The sequence below is a fragment of the Pseudoalteromonas sp. 1CM17D genome, assembly GCF_023161805.1.
Taxonomy (GTDB): Bacteria; Pseudomonadota; Gammaproteobacteria; order Enterobacterales; family Alteromonadaceae; genus Pseudoalteromonas; species Pseudoalteromonas atlantica.
Map to the genome: position 1 here is coordinate 241,622 of NZ_JALNTP010000002.1, position 21,849 is coordinate 263,470.

Below are 21,849 nucleotides of genomic sequence, written 5' to 3' on the forward strand. Positions count from 1 at the left end.
ATTTATATAAAGATCAGAATAAGGAAATAGCATGAAAAAACTCGTAATAGCCATAGCCATTGTTGCAGCTGGCGTAGGTGGGGTTAGCTACGCAAACTATGTAGCAACTCAAGAAGTACGTACCGAAGTAGACAAGCAGCTTGCTTTAGTGAGCGATCAAACCGGTGCAACATTTAAATACGCGGGTTTATCGGCAAGTGTTATTTCTCAAAGTGTTGAAATTACTAACATGGAAGTAATTAGCCCTGAAGGTGATAACGTAGCGCATATTCAAAGTATTGAAGTAACCGGTTACGAAACCGATAAAATATCGCCACATACATCGTTTACAGTAAAAAGCTTTCAGTTCGATAAAGACTTTGTAGCAAAACTACCTGCTGATACAAACGAAATGCTTGCCTCTGCAAGTTACGACTTAAGCTCATCGCTCGATTACGATGAACAATCTGGCGACAGCGACGTAGTTTTAAAGCTTGATGCAAAAGATATTGCTAGTTTTAATATGGATGTAGGACTTGCTAACTCTAAAGCATTAATGGACGCATCCCTTGCTATAAGCAAAGCGCAACAAGAAGCTGGTGATACGCCGCTTACGTACGAGCAAGAGTTACAACAGCAAACCTTAGTTATGCAAGCTATGAGCAAGCTTGAGCCACGTAATATTAATTTAGTACTTAATAACCAAGGCAAATTAAAAGAGCTATTTGTGAGCGAGCTTGAAAAACAAGGTATGACGCTTGAGCAAATGCAAATGACGCTACAGCAACAGTTACAGCAAGCTCCCGTAACTGAAGAAATTGCACAAGCGCTGACTGATTTTGCCAAAGGTTTAAACTCATTAAGCATATCGGCAAAATTGCCTGAAGGTAAAACTATGATGGAAGTAAACCAGCAAATAATGATGTTAGCTGGCCAGCCAGAAGAGCTAGTTAAATTCGTTAACTTAGAAGTTAAAGGCGAGTAATTGCGAACAGCTCTTAGTAGCCAGTTTAATACAAAAAAGCCGTACTTGATTAATCAAGTACGGCTTTTATTATTTTAGCTGATAGCTTAGTGAAGAATACGCGCTCTAATTGTACCTTCTACTGCGCTTAGCTCTTTAAGTGCAACTTCTGACTGATCGGTATCTACGTCAATAACTACATAACCAATTGATTCATCAGTTTGTAAGTACTGAGCGGCAATGTTAATACCGTGCTGGGCAAATGCTTGGTTAATTTGCGTAAGTACGCCAGGGCGGTTGTGGTGTACGTGCAATAAGCGGCTACGGTTAGCAAGCTCTGGTAGCGAAACCTCAGGGAAGTTAACCGCTGTAATAGTTGAGCCATTATCTGAGTATTTAGCTAATTTACCGGCTACTTCAATACCAATGTTTTCTTGCGCTTCTTGGGTTGAACCACCAATGTGCGGCGTTAAAATAACGTTGTCGAATTCACGCAGTGGCGATACAAATTCTTCTTCGTTAGATTTTGGCTCAACAGGGAATACATCAATAGCTGCGCCGCTTAGCTTTTTCTCGCTAAGTGCTTCGGCAAGTGCATCAATATCCACTACAGTACCGCGTGAAGCGTTAATTAGTATTGATCCTTGCTTCATTACGGCAAGTTCTGCTGTGCCAATTAGGTTTTTAGTTTGCGGTGTTTCTGGTACGTGTAAACTAATAATATCAGCCCGCTGTAAAAGCTGTGTTAGGTTATGAATTTGTGTTGCATTACCTAAAGAGAGCTTATCTTCAATGTCGTAATACTCTACGTTCATACCTATGTTTTCAGCCATAATACCAAGCTGTGTACCTATGTGGCCGTAACCAATAATCCCGAGCGTTTTACCGCGCGCTTCAAACGAGCCGGTTGCTGTTTTTAACCAGCCGCCACGGTGCGCTGCTGCATTACGCTCTGGAATACCACGTAATAGTAATAGTATTTCGCCAAGTACAAGTTCAGCCACTGAACGAGTGTTTGAAAACGGTGCATTAAATACTGCAATACCGCGCTCGCGAGCTGAGTTTAAGTCAACTTGGTTAGTACCAATACAAAAACAACCAATGGCTACTAGCTTTTCAGCTGAGTCTAAAACTGCTTGGTTAATATGAGTACGAGAACGAAGCCCTACAAAGTGCACATCTTTAATACGCTCTTTAAGTTCGTCCTCAGGTAGCGATGTTTTTACGTAGTCGATGTTGCTGTAACCATTACGTTTAAGCGTTTCTACTGCGCTTTGGTGAACACCTTCAAGCAAGAGAATTTTAATTTTGTCTTTTGCTAACGATACCTTACTCATAACCTCATCCTATTTAATTTGTGGCCCATTTTTAGTGCCGATAATCACTTTATCAGCGCCGCGCATCGCAAATAGGCCGTTGGTAACTACGCCAACAATTGAATTAATTTGTGTTTCAAGTTGTTTGGCATTACTAATACTTAAATTGTGTACATCTAAAATAACGTTACCGTTATCGGTTACTACGCCTTGGCGGTACACAGGGTCGCCACCAAGTTTTAATAATTCACGCGCTACGTAGCTGCGTGCCATGGGTATAACTTCTACCGGAAGCGGGAAGTCACCCAATGTATCTACTAATTTTGTGTCATCAACAATACAAACAAATTGTTTTGCAACGGCTGCGACTATTTTTTCGCGGGTAAGTGCTGCGCCGCCGCCTTTGATCATTTCGTTTTGGGCATTAATTTCATCTGCGCCGTCTACGTATACATCAAGAGCATCTACATCGTTTAGCTCAAACACTTCAATACCTAACGCGTGTAAACGCGCTGTTGAAGCCTCAGAGCTAGATACCGCACCCGTTATGGTATCTTTTACTGTGCCTAGGGCATCAATAAAATGATTTACGGTAGAGCCTGTCCCCACACCAACAATGGTGTTTTCTTTTACAAACTCGAGTGCAGCCCACGCAGCTGCTTTTTTTAATTCGTCTTGCGTCATTGTTATGCTCATATTTCAAATGTGTAGTGGGTGTTTATTACCAGTGATAAATTTTATCGGGAGTAATAATGGTTTTAAGTGGAACATCCCACGATTCAATTGGCAGTGCATCTACTTTTTGGCAGCTATGTGCTAAGCCTATAAGTTGCGGTTTTTGCCAATTGTAAGCGTGTAATTGCGCCAGTGTTTTATCGTAAAATCCACCCCCCATTCCTAATCGATTACCTTGATTATCAAATGCTACAAGTGGCATCAGTAAGTAATCTAAATCAGTTAATGGGCATATTTGAGAGCAGTTCAGCTTAGGCTCCAAGATACCATAGCGATTTGCCCTCATGGGTGAGTTTTTTTCATAGCGTTGAAACAGCAAAGTAGCCCCATTAAATGGGTGTATAACGGGTAAGTAAAGGGTGTGGCCTTGTTGCCATAACTCATTAATTAACAATGATGTATCTAATTCTCCATCGTTACTAAAGTAAATGGCTATATGTTTTTTTGAGGCTGTTTTATCGCTATTTAGCTGTTGAGTAAAATTCAACTTTAACTGTGCCGCGGCTTTTTCTTGCTGTTTTTTTGATAGATTATTGCGTAATTGGCGAATAGATTGGCGTATGTGTGTACGTTTATTGCTCATTGTAATTACGCACCTTTGATTAAATAGACACTAAATCAGGATAAGCTAAGTAAACAGCAAGCACAATAAGTAGTAAAACGGCAGTGGCAATCAGTGAATATAACAAAGTATTGCTACGCGTTTTAACAGGTTCATCGAGCTGCTCGTCAAGCATAAGATCATCTTCTTGCCACTTATCGCTTTCGTCTGTAGGGCTTTTTAGCTCATTGGTTGGAAGTCTTTGTTCTAGCTCTTCTAGTTTTTCTTCTAGGCGGATCAGGCTGCTCGTTATGTAATCAAGGGCATCAAAAATCCGTTCATCACGCTGACTAGCTGCGCTAGGGCTTTGAGTGGGCAGCTCACCTGTGGCTTGTAACTTACTTTTAATGCCTAGGCTTGCCAGTAATTTGGCTTGCTTTAAGGCTTTGTCTTTATTGCTAGGTGCAAAGAGTGCTTTGCCATTAAAAAACTGAGTTACTTTATCTTCAGACGTTTTTAGCTTACTTGCTAAATTTACGCAGGCCGTTTTAGCCTCAGTGCCCTCGGCGAGTCCTACAAACATAACGCGAAAATTATTGGCCATTTACTTATCCCTTAAGCTTTTATTATGCAAAGAGTATATACCTAAAACCGTACGAAATTCGAGGGCTAGCTAATACCAATTTAATTCAAAACACGATTAGTTTAGCGTATTAAATAGCGCACTGATTGCGTTAAAATTATTTATATAAAATAACTGTACGCCGTAAATTCCTTTGTTATTGCACTATTTACTGGGTGCTACGATAAACAACTAAATTAATGCAATTGGTATAAATAGTATAATTAGCCTTTGCTTTAGATATAAAAACGGCCCTTAAAAGGGCCGTTTATTATTTAATGCATTTTGGCTTAAAGGCCAGCAGCAGCGCGAAGTGCGTCTGCTTTATCTGTACGTTCCCATGGGAATTCGTCACGACCAAAGTGACCGTATGCCGCTGTTGGTTGGTAAATTGGGCGCTCTAAATCAAGCATTTGAATTAAGCCGTAAGGGCGTAGGTCAAAGTGCTCACGAATAAGCTCAATTAAACGACCTTCTTCAAGCTTGCTTGTACCAAAGGTTTCAACGCTGATAGAGGTAGGCTCTGCTACACCAATTGCGTAAGATACTTGTAATTCACATTTATCAGCAAGGCCTGCAGCCACTACGTTTTTAGCTACGTAACGTGCAGCGTATGCAGCTGAGCGGTCAACTTTTGATGGGTCTTTACCTGAGAAAGCACCACCACCGTGACGTGCCATACCACCGTATGTATCTACGATGATTTTACGACCCGTTAAACCACAGTCGCCCATAGGTCCGCCAATTACAAAGCGACCCGTTGGGTTAATGAAAAATTTAGTCGCGCTAGTAATAAGCTCTGCAGGAAGTACCGGCTTAATGATGGTTTCCATCACGGCTTCTACTAAGTCATTTTGCGAAATTTCTTCAGCGTGCTGAGTAGAAAGTACAACTGCATCAATACCTACTGGCTTGCCGTTTTCGTATGCAAAAGTTACTTGAGATTTTGCATCTGGGCGTAACCAGTTAAGCTCGCCGCTTTTACGTACTTGCGCTTGGCGCTGTACTAAACGGTGTGAGTAAGTAATTGGCGCAGGCATTAGTACTTCTGTTTCGTTACATGCATAACCAAACATAAGGCCTTGGTCGCCAGCACCTTGTTCTTCTGGGCTAGTACGGTCAACACCTTGGTTAATATCAGGAGACTGCTTACCAATTGTGTTTAAAATTGCACACGAGTCTGCATCGAAACCCATGTCTGAATGCGTGTAGCCAATTTCACGTACTGTTTTACGTGTAATTTCTTCAATATCAACCCATGCGCTAGTGGTAATTTCACCACCAACCATAACCATACCGGTTTTTACGTAAGTTTCGCACGCAACACGGGCATGAGAGTCTTGCTCTAGGATAGCATCAAGTACCGCATCAGAGATTTGATCGGCGATTTTATCCGGATGACCTTCAGAAACAGATTCAGAAGTAAATAAATGTTTTGCCATTGTATTTCTGCTCACAAATATTGCGCTTCACAAACGTCGGTATTAGCGCTAAAAAATTAAGGGGCGTATTTTATCTAAAACAAAACACCTTGCATAGTGTTTTTACGCCTAGACGTCTAAATAAAATGAGTAATAACTTTTTGGTCTTAAAAAATATTCATAATAGCCCATTTTTATGGGGTTTTTAATTGCACACTGCACCCACATTAAGTAAGAATGGTTGCTATAACAGCTCTTAAGTTACTTAAGGGTATTAACGAACACATAAGTACCCGCGCAAATACACATAAAGGTAGGAGAATTCATGCCATCTCGCAAAGAACTTGCAAATGCTATTCGCGTCTTGTCAATGGACGCAGTACAAAAGGCCAAATCTGGCCACCCTGGAGCCCCTATGGGCATGGCCGATATCGCAGAAGTATTATGGCGCGATTATCTAAAGCATAATCCAACTAATCCAGAGTGGGCTGACCGTGACAGATTTATTCTTTCAAATGGCCACGGTTCAATGCTTATCTATTCTCTATTGCACCTAACTGGTTACGACTTACCACTTGATGAAATTAAAAACTTCCGTCAAATGCATTCTAAAACGCCAGGCCACCCTGAGTACGGTTATGCACCGGGAATTGAAACTACTACGGGTCCACTAGGTCAGGGGATCACAAACGCGGTAGGTATGGCGATTGCTGAAAAAGCGCTTGCTGCACAATTTAACCGTGAAGGCCACGACATTGTTGATCACTACACATATGCATTTATGGGTGACGGTTGTTTAATGGAAGGTATTTCTCATGAAGCATGTTCACTTGCTGGCACATTAGGCCTTGGCAAGTTAGTGGCTTTTTGGGATGACAACGGTATTTCAATCGATGGTGAAGTTGAAGGTTGGTTTAGCGACGATACACCAGCACGCTTTAAAGCGTACGGCTGGCATGTAATAAGTGACGTTGATGGCCACGACAGCGATGCTGTTAGTGCTGCAATAGCAGAGGCTCAAAGTGTTACCGACAAACCATCACTAATTTGTTGTAAAACAGTGATTGGTTATGGTTCACCTAACAAATCTGGTAGCCACGATTGTCACGGCGCGCCATTAGGTGATGACGAAATTACAGCGTCTCGCGAATTTTTAGGCTGGTCTGGCGGTGCATTTGAAATCCCTGATGATATTTACGCACAGTGGGATAGCAAAGAAAAAGGTCAACAGCTCGAATCTAGCTGGAACGAAAAATTTGCAGCATACGCAAAGGCATTCCCAGAGCTTGCAGCTGAATATAAGCGCCGTATTAATAACGAACTCCCAGGCGATTGGGCTGAAAAATCTCAAGCGTACATAGAGCAACTACAAGCAAACCCTGCAAACCCTGCATCTCGTAAAGCGTCGCAAAATGCATTAAATGCATTTGGCCCGTTATTACCAGAATTCATGGGTGGCTCAGCCGATTTAGCTGGCTCAAACTTAACAATTTGGGATGGCTCTAAAGGGCTAACTGCAGACGATGCAAGCGGTAACTACGTTTACTACGGTGTACGTGAGTTTGGTATGTCGGCAATTATGAATGGTATTGCCCTTCATAAAGGCTTTATTCCTTACGGTGCAACGTTCTTAATGTTTGTTGAATACGCAAAAAATGCGGTACGTATGGCTGCGCTAATGAAGCAACCAAGCATTTTTGTATACACGCACGATTCAATCGGCCTAGGTGAAGACGGTCCAACTCACCAACCGGTAGAGCAAATTGCTAGCATGCGTTTAACGCCAAACTTATACAACTGGCGCCCGTGTGACCAAGTTGAGTCGGCAATTGCATGGCAACAAGCTATTGAGCGTAAAGACGGTCCTACGTCACTTATCTTTACTCGCCAAGGCCTTGAGCAACAAGCGCGTGACGCACAGCAATTAGCAGATGTTAAAAAGGGCGGTTACATCCTTAGCTGTGACGGCGAGCCAGAGCTAATTATTATTGCAACAGGTTCTGAGGTGCAACTAGCACAAGACTCTGCAACAGAGCTACGCAGTCAAGGTAAAAAGGTACGTGTTGTATCTATGCCATGTACTGATGTATTTGAAGAGCAAAGCGCACAGTACAAAGAAAGCGTACTACCGGCAGCCGTTACACGCCGCGTAGCAGTAGAAGCAGGTATTGCTGATTACTGGTACAAGTACGTGGGCCTAAATGGTGCAGTAGTAGGTATGACTACCTTTGGTGAGTCGGCACCTGCTGGTGAGCTGTTTGAGTACTTTGGCTTTACAGTAGAGAACATTGTAAATAAAGCAAACGCGTTGTTTTAACCGTTAGCTTTAATATTTTAAAGCCCGCCCTGTGTAAAACAGGGCGGGCTTTTTTGTTTGCTGACTGAGTTATGAAGCGGTGTAGTAGCCTTAAGATACTGCATCACACTGCTTGTAATACGTAGTACTTTTTTAGCTTAAAGCCTTTTGAGTTTTAATTTCAGATGAGTAATTTTCACAGCGCTTTTCTTGCAAGGCTATGACCTATCAGGCAAGGTGGTGGCCGATTAAATAAAATAATACAACAGGAGTGAGGATGTCTCAGTTTGAAAATGTAAGCGTAATTAAAAAAGCGAACGTGTATTTTGACGGTAAAGTATCAAGCCGTACCGTGGTATTTAACGATGGCACAACCAAAACGCTAGGTTTTATGCAACCAGGTGAATTTGTATTTGATACCAGTAAAAAAGAATTAATGGAGCTGTTAGGCGGCCAGTGGGACATTTTACTACCTGGCGAAACGCAGTGGAAAACATTTACCGCGGGCGAATCATTTAACGTTGATGCCAATGTTAGCTTTAAAGTAAAAGTGAGTGATTTTGCTGACTATTGCTGTTCGTACACAGACTAAACGCTAAAGGCTAGACGTCTGAAAGCCCATATTTTATGGGCTTTGCATAAACTTTGCACAACTTATAATTTAAATCAGTTTAAGTAACAAATTAATTTCAAAAATCAGTGCTTTTTCCTTGTGTTAATCTAAATAGCCCCCAATACTATTTATGAGGTAACAAATAAAAGGATACCCTATGAAAATTAATCTTTCTGGTCACCATGTAGACGTTACTAACTCTATTAGAGAGCATATCAACGAAAAGTTTTCAAAAATCGAGAGCCACTTTCCATCACTTATCGCACTCGACATTATATTGTCTAAAGAGCATCACAAAATCCAAGCAGAAATTAGCACAAATTACGAAGGTGCGCGTATATCGGTAAAAGGGGAAAACGAAGTTATGTACCCGGCGATTGCAAGCGCAGCTAAAAAACTCGATGCAGCACTAAAACATCGAAAAGGGCAAATAAAAGCAAATTTACACGAAAAGCCTGTAAGCACAACGCCAGAAATAGCGCACGAAATCATCCAAGAGATGGAACTAAAATAAGATTTAGTCCCAAAGTACTATAAAAAAGAGCCTTACGGCTCTTTTTTATTGCCTTTAATTTAGGTAAGTTATGCAGCCTTCGGTGTTATTAATTATGAAAATTAATAACCAGAGCGAATAACACACATAATTTGAGAAATTAATGCAGCAAACACACACCTCTTGGAAATCTCGATTGGGCGCACTAGGCCCTGGTATCTTAATGGCAACCGCAGCAATTGGCGGCTCTCACTTAGTTGCATCTACTCAAGCTGGCGCGCTATTTGGCTGGCAACTGTTTTGGCTAATTCTCGTTGTTAACGTATTAAAGTACCCGTTTTTTCGCTTTGGTATGGAATACACCCTAGCAACCAAAAACAGTTTAGTAGAAGGCTATAAAAATAAAGGGCCTGTCTATTTTTATAGTTTTATTGGCTTAAATATACTTGCCGCCATAGTTAATACCGCAGGGGTGCTATTACTGACTGCAAGCTTGCTTCATTATGCACTGCCAATAGTGATAGAAGTCACGCTACTGTGTTGGATATTGCTCGGTGTGTGTTTAGCTATTTTATTACTTGGGCACTTTAAAGCGCTCGACAGCGTTGCTAAAGGCATTATGGGGCTATTAACGCTTGCTACTGTTATTGCACTGGTTATCGCGTTTAGTAATGGCCCAATGGCACCAGCTGACTATATTGGCCCATCACCTTACGAGTTGGCTATGCTGAGCTTTATGGTCGCGTTAATGGGCTGGATGCCAGCACCCATTGAAATTTCAGCCCTTAGTTCGCTGTGGCTTAAAGAAAAACAAACTCAGCAAACGGTTACTAAAAGCCAAGGTTTATTCGATTTTAACGTAGGCTATTGGCTAACAGCCTGTTTAGCATTGGTATTTTTTAGCTTAGGTGTGCTGGTGCAATATGGGCAAAGCAGCAGTATTGAGCTTGGCGGTGTTGCCTTTGCTAAACAGCTTATTGATATGTATGCACTGACTATTGGCGAGTGGGCAAGGCCACTTGTATCAGCCATTGCTTTTTTATGTATGTTTGGTACTACACTCACCGTGCTTGATGGCTACGCACGTACACTTAACGAGTCACATAAACTACTTGGCTTTAAGCAATCTAAACACAGTTTAAATATTTGGTTAGTACTGCAGGCCTTTGCCGGTATGGCCGTTATTTTATTTTTTAAATCGGCCCTTGGCCCAATGCTTACCTTTGCTATGACACTTGCTTTTGTCACTACCCCCGTTTTTGCATGGCTTAACTTTAGCCTAGTGCGCTCAGAGCCCGCCATTAAACACAGCGTACTATTGCGCAGCTTAACGTGGTTAGGCTTAATGTACTTGGTTGGTTTTGCTGTTGCGTTTGTGGTGTGGAAGCTAGCAGCTTAATAAAAATAGCTATTTACTTTAGGGCTTTAATTAAAGCCCTAAAGAATTAAATTCAAAGATTAAATGAATATTAGAACAGGCGAGCTTTCAAACCCACACATTATAAAGTTACTACAAGCGCATCATAACGATATGCTAAAACACTCACCTGTTGAAAGCGTACATGCGCTGGATGTAACTAAACTCACAAAGCCCGATATAACTTTTTATAGCTTATGGATTGATAATAATTTAGCGGGTGTTGGTGCTTTAAAAGCACTAAATACAACGCATGGCGAAATTAAATCAATGCGCACCTCAAGCAACTATTTACGCCAAGGCATAGCCGCTAAGTTACTCACGCATATTATTGAGCAAGCAACACTGCTAGGGTATAAAAAGTTAAGTTTAGAAACAGGCACTGCAAAGGCGTTTTTACCCGCGCAAAAGCTTTACACTCAGTTTGGTTTTAAAAAATGCGAACTATTTGGGAATTATGAGCAAGATCCGTATAGCTTGTTTATGAGTAAAGTGCTTTAAAGTGAGTAGGGGATATTATGGTTTATAACGTTGAACTGAAAGCTCCAGCACAGGATGAATTTGCTAATTTACGTACACAAGTAAAGTGGCAAAACCCTGACGATAAAACATTAAAAGCAAGTATCGAAAACTCACTGTTTTGGGTCACTGTATACGACACGGATAATTTAATAGGCACTGGCAGAGTGGTTGGTGATGGCGCAATGTATTTTTATATTCAAGATGTAATTGTTGCGCCAAGTTATCAAAAGCAAGGCATTGGTCATTTAGTTATGACCCATATTGAAAACTACCTAAGCAACACATGCTCTAATAGCGCGACAATAGCTTTATTAAGCGCTAATGGTAAAGAAAGCTTTTATACTCAATATGGTTATGTAAAGCGTGATGGCGATGGTTTAGGGTTAGGAATGTGTAAGTTTATTAGCAAGTAATAATAAATATTGCTGAATTTTTTTATATTTTCCATTAACGCGGTAAGTCGGGTTGTTTCTAGTTTATTCATCATTATCGTCGGATGGCGTGGCTTCGCCACTTATCCGACCTACGTCAAAGGTAGGTTGGTTAAGCCAAAGGCGTCACCCAACAACGCTATAGGTTCACGCCTGAAGCCCCGCCGCTAGCGCTGAGCTGAGGTAAATTAATATCTAACTCAGCTCTTTTATCGCGTTACTTATTCCATCTAAACTCAGCGGGTACATTCTGTTGTCCATCAGCTGCTTTATAAAATCAATTGATTGATAGTACGGCCAGTGTTCAACCGGTTGTGGGTTGAGCCAGGCTACTTTATCGAAGTGATTGGTAATTCGTTGTAACCATGCACTGCCGGGCTCTTCATTGTAGTGCTCTACCGAGCCGCCGGGGTAGGCTATTTCGTATGGGCCCATAGTAGCATCGTCCACAAAAATTACTTTGTAGTCGCTGGTAAATTTATTAATCAGCGTCATGGTGTCGGTGAGTTTGAGTGGCGCCGCGCATTGTCTTGCCATACGTGCTCGTATAAACAGTTATGAAAATAGTAAAAATTTAAATTCTTATCTTTCTAATAGCTGATTTTAATCTTTCTATTTATTAGTCTAAATTAAACATGAATCCATGGTTAGTGTTAGATTTAAAAATTATAAAGATTAGATACCTAGTTACAAATGTTATATTTTTGTTGTGTTTTTAGTGCTTTATACTTATTATTCTAACCGTTGATAAATATAGGGAAATATAATGGAAAATCAATTTAAACTTAAACCTCTCCTTGTTCTACCTCTTATAAGTGTATTAACTGCATGTGGCTCATCAGATTCTGACAGTGAAACGGCGGTTGTAGGTGTAAATAGCGTACCAGTTATCACCTCTCAGGCTGTTATTACGGCAACAGAAGATACACAATATACCTATGACTTAGTAGTACAAGATGATGACAGTAATTTAACTTATTCATTGAATTCTGCCCCTGAGGGTATGACTATTTCTAGTGATGGTTCTATTCAGTGGGTACCCACTGAAGGAGTAGTAAGCTCAGGAAATGTAGTTGCAGCAGTAAATGATGGTGTAAATGATAGCGTATTGCAGTCTTTTGAGATTGAAGTTACCCCTGTAAATGATTCACCGGTACTAACTGAAGTAGCAAATCAGGTGGTTAAAAGCGGAGATAATTTTACTTTTCAAATTAATGTAACCGACCCTGATGATACTGCTGAGTACGGTGATCTAAACTTTACTCTAACCTCAGCGCCTGAAGGTATGAATATTGATCAAACAGGCTTATTGACATATGCAGCTAGCGCTTCTGAAACGTCTTCCTACGTAGTGACAGTTAGTGTAAGCGATGGTGGAGAAGATGGTTCTGTCCCTTCGACAACATCGTTTACACTTGACGAGCAATACTTTTTAAATATTTCAGCGGTGATTAAAAACTATTACACTGAAGATGTGATTGAAAATGCGACAGCTTATTTAACAAATGGAGATGAAATCGTTGACGAGGCAGTATCTAATCAAGATGGTATCGTTTCATTTTCTGTACAAGATATAGATATGACATCCCGTATGTCTGTTATCAGTGATGCTGAAGGCTTTGCTGAGATGGGTATTGGTTTAAACGAAAACCAAATAAACTTAGCCAACAATATATTACTGCAACCTGTTCATGCAGAACTGTCATTTGACCCAACAGTAGAGACGCAGCTTTCGGTAGAGGATACTGTTTTAGTTGAATTACCAGCTAATAGTTTGGTAAGACCAGATGGTACATTGGTCACAGGGATTGTGAATGCCGAGTTAACTATCATAAATCCAGCGATAGATATTAATCTTATGCCAGGCGATATGATTACTAAAAGTGAAAACGGAGAGATCAAACCAATAGAATCATTTGGTGCAATTACAGTTACGTTTAAAGATACTGATGGATTGGATCTTAATTTAATAGAAAATGCACAAGCTAAAATTAATATCCCAGCTGTAGGGCAACTTGAGCCGACAATCCCATTATATTACTTTAATGAGAATACTGGGTTTTGGGCTGAAGAAGGTGAAGCTGAATTAATATCAAACTCTCAAGGTAACTTCTATACGGGTATGGTGTCTCATTTTACAACGTGGAATGCAGATAGAATCTACGATACAGTATTTATAAATGGCTGTATTGAAGATGAAGAGCAAAACCGTATTGCAGGAGCGCAGGTAAACTCAGAGGGGCGTGACTATATAGGCTCGTCTTCGGCAGTAACAGACGAAAATGGTATGTTTTCGATACCTACTAAAATGAATAGTACTGTTTTAATTTCATCTACAGTTGGTGCTCAAAGTCGAACTTCTTCTATAGAAACAACAGATGTAGATTTAAACTTAGGCGAGTGCATCGTTTTAAATGAAGCGCTTACAAGAATAAAGTTAAATTGGGGTTTAACTCCTTCAGATTTGGACTCTCATTTATGGGGCCCATCAAATAGTGATGGTGGGCAGTTTCACATTTATTATATAAATAGAGAAATTGTTGTAAACGATGTCGTTATGTTTTTGGATGTCGACGATGTGACAAGCTATGGTCCTGAGGTCATTTCAATTCCAGAATTTGCTTTACCTGGCACTTATACTTATAAAGTACATAATTATTCTCAAACTCCTGATATAGATACTGATACAGCTAAAGTTGAGCTCATCGTTAACGATAGGCGTTATATATTTACTCCACCAAGTGATGGAGTTGATGATATGTGGTACGTATTTGATTTAGTCGTGAGCGAGTCTGGAAATGTAGACATTAATGAAGTGAATACATTTGAGCCGGATTATCGTTTTTCAAGTAACGTTAATCCTTCAAGTTATAATATTCCTAGAGTTAATTTGTCATCAAAAGCTCAATCTTATGAGCTAATATATAAAGACTTGGTTAAAGGAAAATATTACTCCTATTAATCTACAAATAAGCCTCCATATTTGGAGGCTTATTTTTTTAACTCAGCTCTTTTATTGCATTACTTATTCCATCTAAACTCAGCGGGTACATTCTGTTATCCATCAGTTGCTTAATAAAATCAATTGATTGATAGTAAGGCCAGTGTTCAACCGGTTGTGGGTTGAGCCAGGCGACTTTATCAAAGTGGTTTGTTATACGTTGCAACCATGCACTGCCGGGCTCTTCATTGTAGTGCTCTACTGAGCCGCCGGGGTAGGCTATTTCGTAAGGGCCCATAGTGGCATCACCTACAAATATAACTTTGTAATCACTGGTAAATTTATTAATCAGTGTCATGGTGTCGATGATGTTTGAATGGCGCCGCGCATTGTCTTGCCAAACGTGCTCGTATAAACAGTTATGAAAGTAGTAAAACTCTAAATGTTTAAACTCGCTGTGGGCTGCGCTAAATAGCTCTTCGCAGGTATGAATGTAGTCATCCATTGAGCCGCCAATATCAAACAGCATTAATACTTTAACGGCATTGTGGCGCTCGGGTGCCATTTTTACATCCAGCATGCCGCCTTGTTTGGCGGTAGCGCGAATGGTCTCGTTTAAATCAAGGGTGTCACTTGCGCCTGTGCGGGCAAATTTACGTAATTTTTTAAGGGCAAGTTTTATGGTGCGTGAGCCTATTTCACGATCTGAATCTAAATTACGGTATTCACGTTTATCCCACACTTTTACCGCTTGGCGATTACGGTTACCCTCTTGCCCTATACGCATGCCCTCTGGGTTATACCCATATGCACCAAAAGGTGATGTACCACCAGTGCCTACCCATTTATTGCCGCCAGCGTGGCGTTTTTGTTGCTCTTGTAAACGCTCTTTTAGGGTTTTCATTAGCTCGTCGAGCCCGCCCATGGCTTTTAGCTGGGCTTTTTCTTCATCGCTTAGGTGTTTTTCAAACTCTTTACGCAACCAGTCTTTAGGTAAGTTGTGCTGTTGTTTTAAACTTTCGAGCAAATCAAGGTCGGCAATACCGCTAAAATAGTCGCTGAAGGCTTTGTCGAACCTGTCAAAATGGGTTTCGTCTTTTACCATTATGGTGCGCGCTAAATGGTAAAAGCCATCTACATCGGCAAATATAACGCCTTTTTTTAAGGCGTTTATTAAATCGAGTAGCTCGCGTAGGCTTACAGGTAAACGGTATTTGCGCAGCGTGAAAAAAAACTGTACTAGCATGTTAGCGACGGCTCATAAACGCAAGTTTTTCGATGAGGCTTATGTCTTGCTCGTTTTTAAGCAGTGCGCCAAACATCGGCATTAAGCCGCCTTTTTGGGCTTTATCGTGCAGCGTTTTAGCGTCTATATCTTCGGCCATTAAAAGCTTTAACCAATCCAGTAATTCGCTGGTGGAAGGTTTCTTTTTAAGGCCGTTGGCTTCACGTAAGTTAAAAAATACTTCGAGTGCTTGGCGAACTAAATCTTGTTTAACGTTAGGGTAGTGCACATCAACGATTTGCTGCATTTCTTCGCTGCTTGGAAAATCAATATAGTGAAAAAAGCAGCGGCGTAAAAAGGCATCTGGTAGTTCTTTTTCGTTGTTTGACGTGATGATCACAATAGGGCGTTCTTTCGCTACAATGCGCTCGTTAGTTTCGTAAACATGAAACTCCATTTTATCAAGCTCTAGTAGTAAGTCGTTCGGGAACTCGATGTCGGCTTTGTCTATTTCGTCGATTAAAAGCACTGGCCGTTTGCCGTTAAGTTCAGCGTAGTTAAACGCTTGCCACAGTTTACCTTTAACAATGTAGTTGCCAATGTTATGTACGCGCTCATCGCCTAATTGGCTGTCGCGTAGGCGCGATACCGCGTCGTATTCGTACAAGCCCTGTTGTGCTTTGGTGGTTGATTTAATGTGCCACTGAATAAGCTCGGTATCTAAGCTTTTAGCAAGCTCTTCCGCAAGCATGGTTTTACCTGTACCTGGCTCACCTTTAATTAATAAGGGTTTTTCAAGCATAATAGCGGCATTTACAGCCTGTTTAAGCGAGCTGCTAGCGATGTAGTTGTCGGTAGAATTAAATTGCACGGGTTCCCCTTGCCTGGTCTGATCAGTGTTGTATGTGATTATAATGCCATAGTTAATCTGCAGCTCCAAGGTAGGCAAAGCGTGGAATAGTGCGTCCATCTTTTTCAACGGTTTCTAAAAACATACTTAGTGGACGTGCCCACATGCCGTAGTCGCCATACAGGGCTTGGTATATAACAAGTTGCTCGTCGGTTTCACTGTGTGTTGCTACGTAAAATACTTTGTATTGTGGGCCTTTGTAGTGTTGATATATGCCTGGTTTGAGGGAAAGCGGTTTTATTGCTGTAGTCATGTTTTGATCTCTTGTATAATTGCGTTTGCTTTTTATTATGCCAAAGAATACACCAACACTATGAATTATATTTCGCTCGATGATCACAAAAAAGCCTGGGTTTTTCGTCATAAAGACCTCCCTGTATCTGAAGAAGACGCTGCGCGTATTAAGCCAATGACCAGCGAACGTGCTGCGGTGCTTTGGAGCACTATGGTGAGCCGCGAGTTCGACCACCCCGATTTTTTTGATAAAACTGATTGGTGCGGTAAAGAAGAAAGCTTTAGCGATGAAGTAAATTGGGAAGATGCGTGGGAAAATGGCGACGAAAGCTTACCGCAAGCTATTTTGGATCATTTAGATTGGCAGGCTAATACCACTGTTTATTTTTGTATGGCACGCGATAACGTTATAGAAACCACCTTTGATGTATTTAAACGTAATTGGCAAAACTTTATGTTTTTAGCTGACGGCAGTTTATTAATTGGTAAAAAGCGTAATACCGTGGTGCAATTTTTAGAAAGCGGCATTGCTAAATTAGGTGAAAAGCCAAGCGCTTAAATTGCCTAGTACGCTTAAAAAATAGCCGCTATTGTGCTATAAAACAGCTACCTAATTGTTTTTTGAGTATAACTATTGGTAGCGAAGAGTCAGCCACTTGCAGCTCAGCAGCAAGAAATATGGCAAAGTGATGCGCAAAAAGTGCTGTATGCACAATTGTGCAATGCGTTTTATCAGCGAGAGGTACAGCGCTTAGTTGCTGAGCCTAATGCCGATAAACTACGCCGCCAATTAAAAAGCTTACCGTATTATATAGAACGGGCGGCCACTTTGGTTGCCAATGGGAGTTCGCCGTTTACGCTCGACTCACAAAATGGCTCCTGGCTTGAAAAACAAAAGCCAACACCGCCAGAGGTTAACGCTCAGGCAAATGAACTTTTTTATAAAAAATATGCCCAAGTGGGGCTAATAGTGCCGGTGTTAATAAATAGCCATGACCAAGTGAGGCTAAGAATAGACAGCATAGATCAAGTAAGCGACAATAAACTGCACTGTAATGAACTAGGCTGGTTTGATTTTTTTGGCAAGGGCCTAGAGCAAGCAAATGCGCAGTTGGTAAAACCCAGTAAAATGAGTTTAACAGCGGCGTGTTGCGGGCATCAGTGGCAATTTTCAAAACGCTGCGCACCTAGGTTGCTTTCACTTAGAGAAATGCTATTAGCGGGTAATATTAATTGGCGTAATATAAAACGCCCACGAGCCTAATTTTATTTAAAAACGAATAGGGAGTGTTAAATGCGGTTTTTTCAGCTTGGCCTGTTGTGCTTAGCACTGTTTATACAATACCGACTTTGGTTTGGTCATAACGGTGTGCAAGACTATACGCGTTTAAAAGCAGCCGTGGCTTCTCATCAACAAACTAACGAAAAACTAATTAAGCGCAATAAAGTACTTACCGCCGACATAGAAGATTTAAAGCTTGGTCAAGAAGGCATAGAAGAGCGCGCTCGTAACGAATTAGGAATGATTAAACCGGATGAAACATTTATACGTGTTTTACCGGGCAAACAACATGAAAAATAATAATTCAATAGCTGCCATTGTACCCGCTGCCGGCGTAGGCAGCAGAATGCAGCACAGTGCACCTAAGCAGTATATTAAATTGGCAGGAAAAACTATTTTAGAGCATACGCTCTGTAAGCTTTCGCAATTACAAAGCTTAAGCCAAATAGTTGTAGCCGTTAGTCAAACTGACCCTTATTTTGACTCGCTTGCGCACATAGACTCGCGAATTTTACGCGCCAACGGCGGGCAAGAGCGAGCAGACTCAGTGCTTAATAGCCTATTATTTTTAGAAAATAACCCTCCTGAATGGGTGCTTGTGCACGACGCAGCCCGCCCCTTAGTTACTATTAACGATATTGAAACCTTAATAGCGCATTGTATAGCCGACGACGAAGGCGGTATTTTAGCAAGCAAGGTAAAAGACACCATAAAGCGTGGTAACACGCATAGCGAGCAAACCGTGCCTCGTGATGATTTATGGCAAGCGCTTACACCGCAGTTTTTTAAATATGACGAGCTTAAAAATGCGTTGCAACGTGCGCTTTGTGAAGGCGTAACTATTACCGATGAAGCCAGTGCCATTGAGTGGGCAAATAAACCCGTTAAGCTAATTGCAGGGCGCAGCGACAATATTAAAATAACCACGCCGGAGGATTTAGACCTAGCGGGGTTTTTATTAAACAAACAACAAAACGAGCAAGCATTATGATTCGAATTGGCCATGGTTTTGACGTACACAAATTTGGTGGCGAAGGCCCAATAACAATTTGCGGCGAAAAAATAGATTACCCGCAGGGCTTTTTAGCACACTCAGATGGCGATGTTGCTATTCATGCATTATGCGATGCTATTTTAGGCGCGTTAGCAATGGGCGATATTGGTAAGCATTTTCCGGATACGGCGAGCGAGTATGAAAATATAGATAGCCGTATTTTACTTCGCCATGTTGTAAGCCTTGCCAAAGAGCAAGGTTATGTACTGGGCAATGGCGATGTCACTATTGTGGCGCAGGCTCCTAAAATGTTGCCACACATCCAAGCTATGCGCTCTAATTTAGCCAGCGATTTAAATTGCGAGCTTTCACAAATCAATGTTAAAGCGACCACCACCGAAAAGCTCGGCTTTGAAGGGCGTAAAGAAGGTATTTCTAGCCATGCGGTGGTTATTATGAGCAAAGCGCCTGAGAGTACAGCAAGCGCATGAGCGATTTAAATTACCTATACGGTGCACCGCTTTCAAAAGCAGACTTTAAAACCGTTGCTGAAGATTTTATGGTTGATGAAGACCTCGGCATAGAATTTACTGGCAGTGGTGAGCATGTATGCTTACAGGTCGTTAAAAAAGGTGAAAACACGCAATATGTGGCCAAGTTAATTGCACAAAAGGCTGGAGTGTCACCGCGCGAAGTAAGCTATGCTGGCATGAAAGACCGCCACGGCGTGTGTAGCCAATGGTTTAGCGTAAAAGTACCCATTAAAAAGCACATTGATTTTAGTGAACTCAATAGCGACAGCCTTTTTGTGGTTTCGCAACAGCGCCACGAACGTAAATTACGCACCGGTTGCCACAAAGGAAACCGATTCACTATTACGCTTCGTAATGTAACCCAGCCGCTTGATATTTTATGCCGTATTAATGCCGTACGTGCGGGTGTGCCTAACTACTTTGGCGAGCAGCGCTTTGGCCGCGATGGGCATAATTTAGTTATGGCCGAAAAAATGTTTGCCGGCGAGCGCATTCGCGATAAAAAACTACGCGGTATTATTATCTCCGCTGCCCGTTCACATGTATTTAATCAAATAGTGAGCTTACGTGTTAAAGAGCATGGGTTAGCTAAAACCATGCACCGTGAAGTATTTATGCTAAGCGGTAGTAACGCATTTTTTGAAGATGCAATAAGCGATGAAAACATAGCACGTTTAGCCTCTGGCGATATTATGATGTCGGCTCCTATGGTTGGTAAAAGCGAAAAGGGCTTAACTGATCAAGAAAAAATATGGCTAAAACCATACCAAGCATGGTGTGAGGGCTTAGGCGAATTAGGCCTTAAAAATGAGCGCCGTATGCTGCGCCTCATTCCGCAAGATTTAACCATAGAAACACTAGACGAAACGACTTTAAAATTAAGCTTTGGATTGCCTAAAGGGTGTTTTGCTACCGCACTTTTACGTGAGCTGGTGGATTACACCGATGCAAGCCCTAATGAGCGAAAAGAAAAGGACAGTCAAAATGAAGATACTGCTAAGTAACGACGACGGTGTAAACGCTAAAGGGATTGCTGTTTTATACCAGGCTCTTACGCAAATTGCTGATGTAACCCTTGTAGCCCCTGATCGTAACTGTAGTGGTGCCAGTAACTCGTTAACGTTAATAAACCCACTGCGCTCTACCACGCTTGAAAACGGCTTTATATCGGTTAATGGCACGCCTACTGATTGTGTTCATTTAGGGGTTAATCAGTTAGTAGATGAAACGCCTGATTTAGTCGTAGCAGGTATTAACCACGGCGCTAATTTGGGCGATGATACATTGTATTCAGGCACTGTGGCAGCGGCGACCGAAGGGCGCCATTTAGGCTTGCCTGCTATTGCCGTGTCGCTTTGCTCGCACCGTGGTGAGCACTTTGAAACCGCAGCAGCTGTGACCGTTAACATAATTAAAGGGCTGGCATCGCACCCACTGCCTAAAGATCAAATTATCAACGTAAATGTACCCGATATTCCTCTAACTGAGCTAAAAGGGGTGCAAGTTACGCGTTTAGGTGCTCGACATAAAGCCGAAACCATGACCAAACAAACGGACCCATGGGGGCGTGATATTTTTTGGTATGGCTCGCTTGGTATTGAAAGCGATGCCGGAGAGGGCACTGATTTTTACGCTGTTAATAATGGCTATGCTTCAGTTACACCGTTAAGCGTTGATATGACAGCAAAAGAAAGTATTGAAGCGGTTGGGCAGTGGTTAGCTGAAATGGAGATAAACCGTGCTGGCTAATTACTCGCGCAGTGCTATTGCGCTTTCTAAGCTATTAGAGCAAGAAGGGGTAGAAGACAAACAGGTATTAAAAGCCATTGCAGATATACCACGTCATGCCTTTATTGATGATGTACTAAAACACAAGGCGTACGAAAATACGGCGTTGCCAATAGGGCAAGGGCAAACTATTTCGCAGCCTTATATTGTGGCGCGTATGACCGAGCTGCTTCATTTGGCTGGTGTACGCGACAAAGTGTTAGAAATAGGCACAGGCTCTGGTTATCAAACCGCAGTGTTAGCCAAGTGTTTTAATAAGGTGTATTCGGTCGAGCGTATAAAAGCACTGCAATGGCAGGCTAAACGCCGTTTACATCAACTTGATTTATACAATGTAACCATGAAACACGCAGATGGCTGGCAAGGCTGGCAATCGCAGGCCCCGTTTAATGGTATTATAGTTACCGCGGCCGCATCAAAAGTGCCTCAAGACTTACTTGCACAACTAGCTGATGGCGGTGTACTCCTTGCTCCCATTGGAGAGCAAGAACAAAAATTAACCATGGTTATTCGCCAAGGCGATAGCTTCACAGAGCATGTTATTGCACCAGTTCGGTTTGTCCCTCTCGTCCCTGGTGATATTGAATAGGAA

The 21,849-nt window shown here is 41.6% G+C and carries 24 protein-coding genes and 1 pseudogene; 16 read left to right on the forward strand and 9 right to left on the reverse strand.

All coding sequences use genetic code 11. The features are described 5' to 3' along the window. The first annotated feature begins 31 nt into the window (after positions 1-31). Positions 32-964 (forward strand): hypothetical protein, encoded by a 933-nt coding sequence (locus MSC25_RS04785; protein WP_029774278.1) that lies wholly within the window; start codon positions 32-34, stop codon positions 962-964. An 86-nt stretch (positions 965-1,050) separates the two neighbouring features. Here the strand turns inward: MSC25_RS04785 and serA are convergent, their stop codons facing one another. The 5 genes from serA to metK all read right to left on the reverse strand — a co-directional run bounded on the left by serA (position 1,051) and on the right by metK (position 5,599). Next, complete coding sequence (gene serA, locus MSC25_RS04790; RefSeq protein ID WP_004586164.1) at positions 1,051-2,280, reverse strand: phosphoglycerate dehydrogenase; 1,230 nt, start codon at positions 2,278-2,280, stop codon at positions 1,051-1,053. Positions 2,281-2,289: 9 nt separating this feature from the next. Next, positions 2,290-2,943, reverse strand: a complete 654-nt coding sequence (gene rpiA / locus MSC25_RS04795; protein WP_004586165.1) for a ribose-5-phosphate isomerase RpiA — start codon at positions 2,941-2,943, stop codon at positions 2,290-2,292. Positions 2,944-2,980: 37 nt separating this feature from the next. Beyond that, positions 2,981-3,577, reverse strand: coding sequence for a 5-formyltetrahydrofolate cyclo-ligase (locus MSC25_RS04800; RefSeq protein ID WP_004586166.1), 597 nt, complete (start codon positions 3,575-3,577; stop codon positions 2,981-2,983). A gap of 19 nt (positions 3,578-3,596) precedes the next feature. Continuing rightward, a complete protein-coding gene (locus MSC25_RS04805) occupies positions 3,597-4,139 on the reverse strand; it encodes a hypothetical protein (protein WP_138579951.1) in 543 nt (180 codons plus the stop codon). A gap of 308 nt (positions 4,140-4,447) precedes the next feature. Next, a complete protein-coding gene (gene metK / locus MSC25_RS04810) occupies positions 4,448-5,599 on the reverse strand; it encodes a methionine adenosyltransferase (protein ID WP_004586168.1) in 1,152 nt (383 codons plus the stop codon). A 304-nt stretch (positions 5,600-5,903) separates the two neighbouring features. Between metK and tkt the strand changes: the two genes are divergently transcribed. The 6 genes from tkt (at position 5,904) to MSC25_RS04840 (ending at position 11,332) form a co-directional block, all read left to right on the forward strand. Further along, on the forward strand, positions 5,904-7,895 hold the full coding sequence (gene tkt / locus MSC25_RS04815) for a transketolase (protein WP_248442787.1): 1,992 nt from the start codon (positions 5,904-5,906) through the stop codon (positions 7,893-7,895). A gap of 256 nt (positions 7,896-8,151) precedes the next feature. Beyond that, a complete protein-coding gene (locus MSC25_RS04820; RefSeq protein ID WP_004586170.1) occupies positions 8,152-8,466 on the forward strand; it encodes a pyrimidine/purine nucleoside phosphorylase in 315 nt (104 codons plus the stop codon). Between the two features lie 178 nt (positions 8,467-8,644). Beyond that, positions 8,645-9,001 (forward strand): ribosome-associated translation inhibitor RaiA, encoded by a 357-nt coding sequence (raiA, locus tag MSC25_RS04825; protein WP_024033129.1) that lies wholly within the window; start codon positions 8,645-8,647, stop codon positions 8,999-9,001. Positions 9,002-9,143: 142 nt separating this feature from the next. Next, positions 9,144-10,379 carry a divalent metal cation transporter gene (locus tag MSC25_RS04830; protein ID WP_029774271.1) on the forward strand — a complete coding sequence of 412 codons (1,236 nt, stop codon included), beginning with the start codon at positions 9,144-9,146 and terminating at the stop codon, positions 10,377-10,379. Positions 10,380-10,442: 63 nt separating this feature from the next. Then, entirely contained in the window at positions 10,443-10,898 is a 456-nt protein-coding gene (locus MSC25_RS04835; RefSeq protein WP_248442788.1) for a GNAT family N-acetyltransferase, read from the forward strand. Between the two features lie 17 nt (positions 10,899-10,915). After that, the gene (locus tag MSC25_RS04840) at positions 10,916-11,332 is read left to right on the forward strand and encodes a GNAT family N-acetyltransferase (RefSeq protein WP_154945613.1); all 417 of its coding nucleotides are present in this window, start codon (positions 10,916-10,918) and stop codon (positions 11,330-11,332) included. Between the two features lie 213 nt (positions 11,333-11,545). Here the strand turns inward: MSC25_RS04840 and MSC25_RS04845 are convergent. Beyond that, positions 11,546-11,949, reverse strand: a pseudogene (locus MSC25_RS04845) (hypothetical protein); the annotation flags it as partial. Positions 11,950-12,116: 167 nt separating this feature from the next. Here MSC25_RS04845 and MSC25_RS04850 point away from each other — a divergent pair. Next, positions 12,117-14,312: a putative Ig domain-containing protein gene (locus MSC25_RS04850; protein WP_138579000.1), complete on the forward strand. Its 2,196-nt coding sequence runs from the start codon at positions 12,117-12,119 to the stop codon at positions 14,310-14,312. A 37-nt stretch (positions 14,313-14,349) separates the two neighbouring features. Here MSC25_RS04850 and MSC25_RS04855 read toward each other — a convergent pair whose 3' ends face one another. From MSC25_RS04855 to MSC25_RS04865, 3 genes are read right to left on the reverse strand one after another with little or no spacing between them, the layout of a single operon-like run. After that, positions 14,350-15,537, reverse strand: coding sequence for a VWA domain-containing protein (locus tag MSC25_RS04855; RefSeq protein ID WP_248442789.1), 1,188 nt, complete (start codon positions 15,535-15,537; stop codon positions 14,350-14,352). Between the two features lies 1 nt (position 15,538). Next, the gene (locus MSC25_RS04860; protein WP_004586178.1) at positions 15,539-16,387 is read right to left on the reverse strand and encodes a MoxR family ATPase; all 849 of its coding nucleotides are present in this window, start codon (positions 16,385-16,387) and stop codon (positions 15,539-15,541) included. A 52-nt stretch (positions 16,388-16,439) separates the two neighbouring features. Beyond that, the gene (locus tag MSC25_RS04865; protein WP_096739192.1) at positions 16,440-16,679 is read right to left on the reverse strand and encodes a DUF1653 domain-containing protein; all 240 of its coding nucleotides are present in this window, start codon (positions 16,677-16,679) and stop codon (positions 16,440-16,442) included. 60 nt (positions 16,680-16,739) lie between these two features. Here MSC25_RS04865 and MSC25_RS04870 point away from each other — a divergent pair, with 60 nt between their 5' ends. The 8 genes from MSC25_RS04870 to MSC25_RS04905 all read left to right on the forward strand — a co-directional run bounded on the left by MSC25_RS04870 (position 16,740) and on the right by MSC25_RS04905 (position 21,846). Continuing rightward, on the forward strand, positions 16,740-17,219 hold the full coding sequence (locus MSC25_RS04870) for a DUF2947 domain-containing protein (protein ID WP_024033120.1): 480 nt from the start codon (positions 16,740-16,742) through the stop codon (positions 17,217-17,219). Between the two features lie 75 nt (positions 17,220-17,294). Then, positions 17,295-17,924 carry a hypothetical protein gene (locus MSC25_RS04875; protein ID WP_024033119.1) on the forward strand — a complete coding sequence of 210 codons (630 nt, stop codon included), beginning with the start codon at positions 17,295-17,297 and terminating at the stop codon, positions 17,922-17,924. A gap of 30 nt (positions 17,925-17,954) precedes the next feature. Then, complete coding sequence (ftsB, locus tag MSC25_RS04880; protein WP_004586182.1) at positions 17,955-18,242, forward strand: cell division protein FtsB; 288 nt, start codon at positions 17,955-17,957, stop codon at positions 18,240-18,242. Next, positions 18,232-18,933 carry a 2-C-methyl-D-erythritol 4-phosphate cytidylyltransferase gene (gene ispD, locus MSC25_RS04885; RefSeq protein ID WP_054982725.1) on the forward strand — a complete coding sequence of 234 codons (702 nt, stop codon included), beginning with the start codon at positions 18,232-18,234 and terminating at the stop codon, positions 18,931-18,933. Before ftsB ends, ispD begins: the two co-directional genes overlap by 11 nt. Next, positions 18,930-19,427: a 2-C-methyl-D-erythritol 2,4-cyclodiphosphate synthase gene (gene ispF / locus MSC25_RS04890; RefSeq protein WP_248442790.1), complete on the forward strand. Its 498-nt coding sequence runs from the start codon at positions 18,930-18,932 to the stop codon at positions 19,425-19,427. Before ispD ends, ispF begins: the two co-directional genes overlap by 4 nt. Then, a complete protein-coding gene (locus tag MSC25_RS04895; RefSeq protein ID WP_248442791.1) occupies positions 19,424-20,473 on the forward strand; it encodes a tRNA pseudouridine(13) synthase TruD in 1,050 nt (349 codons plus the stop codon). The genes ispF and MSC25_RS04895 overlap by 4 nt, the downstream gene beginning before the upstream one ends. Continuing rightward, the gene (gene surE / locus MSC25_RS04900) at positions 20,454-21,218 is read left to right on the forward strand and encodes a 5'/3'-nucleotidase SurE (RefSeq protein WP_248442792.1); all 765 of its coding nucleotides are present in this window, start codon (positions 20,454-20,456) and stop codon (positions 21,216-21,218) included. The genes MSC25_RS04895 and surE overlap by 20 nt, the downstream gene beginning before the upstream one ends. After that, positions 21,208-21,846, forward strand: coding sequence for a protein-L-isoaspartate(D-aspartate) O-methyltransferase (locus tag MSC25_RS04905; RefSeq protein ID WP_004586187.1), 639 nt, complete (start codon positions 21,208-21,210; stop codon positions 21,844-21,846). The genes surE and MSC25_RS04905 overlap by 11 nt, the downstream gene beginning before the upstream one ends. Positions 21,847-21,849: the final 3 nt, after the last annotated feature.